Genomic DNA, 2,740 nt, shown 5'->3' on the forward strand with positions numbered 1-2,740 from the left:
GGTGTACGACAAGTAGGGCGGGACACGTGAAATCCTGTCTGAAGATGGGGGGACCATCCTCCAAGGCTAAATACTCGTGATCGACCGATAGTGAACCAGTACCGTGAGGGAAAGGCGAAAAGAACCCCGGGAGGGGAGTGAAATAGATCCTGAAACCGCATGCATACAAACAGTCGGAGCCTCGCAAGGGGTGACGGCGTACCTTTTGTATAATGGGTCAGCGACTTACATTCAGTGGCAAGCTTAACCGATTAGGGCAGGCGTAGCGAAAGCGAGTCCGAACAGGGCGTTCAGTCGCTGGGTGTAGACCCGAAACCAGGTGATCTATCCATGGCCAGGATGAAGGTGCGGTAACACGTACTGGAGGTCCGAACCCACTAACGTTGAAAAGTTAGGGGATGAGCTGTGGATAGGGGTGAAAGGCTAAACAAACCTGGAAATAGCTGGTTCTCTCCGAAAACTATTTAGGTAGTGCCTCGTGTATCACCTTCGGGGGTAGAGCACTGTCATGGTTGTGGGGTCCATTGCGGATTACTACGCCATAGCAAACTCCGAATACCGAAGAGTGCAATCACGGGAGACAGACATCGGGTGCTAACGTCCGGTGTCAAGAGGGAAACAACCCAGACCGCCAGCTAAGGTCCCCAAATATTGCTAAGTGGGAAACGAAGTGGGAAGGCTAAAACAGTCAGGAGGTTGGCTTAGAAGCAGCCATCCTTTAAAGAAAGCGTAATAGCTCACTGATCGAGTCGTCCTGCGCGGAAGATGTAACGGGGCTAAGCAATATACCGAAGCTGCGGATGCACATTTATGTGCATGGTAGGAGAGCGTTCCGTAAGCCTGCGAAGGTGCATTGAAAAGTGCGCTGGAGGTATCGGAAGTGCGAATGCTGACATGAGTAGCGATAAAGGGGGTGAAAGGCCCCCTCGCCGTAAGCCCAAGGTTTCCTACGCAACGTTCATCGGCGTAGGGTGAGTCGGCCCCTAAGGCGAGGCAGAAATGCGTAGCTGATGGGAAGCAGGTTAATATTCCTGCACCATTGTTAAATGCGATGGGGGGACGGATCGCGGAAGGTTGTCCGGGTGTTGGAAGTCCCGGTCCTTGCATTGGAGAAGGCGCTTAGGCAAATCCGGGCGCGGAATTCAAGGGTGTGAGGCCATTCACTTAGGTGAAGAAGCAACTGGAAGTGGTTCCAAGAAAAGCCTCTAAGCTTCAGTTTAACAAGACCGTACCGCAAACCGACACAGGTGGGCGAGATGAGTATTCTAAGGCGCTTGAGAGAACTCGGGAGAAGGAACTCGGCAAATTGGTACCGTAACTTCGGGATAAGGTACGCCCCTGTAGCTTGACTGGCCTGCGCCAGGAGGGTGAAGGGGTTGCAATAAACTGGTGGCTGCGACTGTTTAATAAAAACACAGCACTCTGCAAACACGAAAGTGGACGTATAGGGTGTGACGCCTGCCCGGTGCCGGAAGATTAAATGATGGGGTGCAAGCTCTTGATTGAAGTCCCGGTAAACGGCGGCCGTAACTATAACGGTCCTAAGGTAGCGAAATTCCTTGTCGGGTAAGTTCCGACCTGCACGAATGGCGTAACGATGGCCACACTGTCTCCTCCCGAGACTCAGCGAAGTTGAAGTGTTTGTGATGATGCAATCTCCCCGCGGCTAGACGGAAAGACCCCATGAACCTTTACTGTAGCTTTGCATTGGACTTTGAACCGATCTGTGTAGGATAGGTGGGAGGCTATGAAGCGTGGACGCCAGTCTGCGTGGAGCCGTCCTTGAAATACCACCCTGGTTTGTTTGAGGTTCTAACCTTGGTCCGTTATCCGGACTGGGGACAGTGCATGGTAGGCAGTTTGACTGGGGCGGTCTCCTCCCAAAGTGTAACGGAGGAGTACGAAGGTACGCTAGGTACGGTCGGAAATCGTGCTGATAGTGCAATGGCATAAGCGTGCTTAACTGCGAGACCGACAAGTCGAGCAGGTGCGAAAGCAGGTCATAGTGATCCGGTGGTTCTGTATGGAAGGGCCATCGCTCAACGGATAAAAGGTACTCTGGGGATAACAGGCTGATACCGCCCAAGAGTTCATATCGACGGCGGTGTTTGGCACCTCGATGTCGGCTCATCTCATCCTGGGGCTGTAGCCGGTCCCAAGGGTATGGCTGTTCGCCATTTAAAGAGGTACGTGAGCTGGGTTTAAAACGTCGTGAGACAGTTTGGTCCCTATCTGCCGTGGGCGCTGGATATTTGAAGGGGGCTGCTCCTAGTACGAGAGGACCGGAGTGGACGAACCTCTGGTGTACCGGTTGTCACGCCAGTGGCATCGCCGGGTAGCTATGTTCGGAAGAGATAACCGCTGAAAGCATCTAAGCGGGAAACTCGCCTTAAGATGAGATATCCCCGGGGCTTCGAGCCCCTTGAAGGGTCGTTCAAGACCAGGACGTTGATAGGTCAGGTGTGGAAGCGCAGTAATGCGTTAAGCTAACTGATACTAATTGCCCGTAAGGCTTGATCCTATAACAGGTGTGTTTTGTGTCGATCAGTGTTAGCGCTTCAGCTGTCGGCCGGAGTTAGTGCTTTAGTACTTACTCCGGGCCCATGCAAAGCTCTTACAGTGATCCCACCCCCGAAGGGGGCAGGACACCACGCACGGTTGAGTGATCAGTGTTGTGCCAGAAACAACACAACCCCCTCTGGTGAGCATCACCAGAAACTACTTCTTCCAGATTGGTTGT

1 rRNA gene is annotated in these 2,740 nt (G+C 52.9%); it reads left to right on the top strand.

Annotation, left to right across the window (positions count from 1 at the left end):
- A 23S ribosomal RNA gene (locus tag KHO33_RS41730) occupies positions 1-2,521 on the top strand; the annotation flags it as partial.
- Positions 2,522-2,740 lie beyond the last annotated feature (219 nt).

Source organism: Paraburkholderia nemoris (assembly GCF_905221015.1).
GTDB classification, from domain to species: domain Bacteria; phylum Pseudomonadota; class Gammaproteobacteria; order Burkholderiales; family Burkholderiaceae; genus Paraburkholderia; species Paraburkholderia nemoris.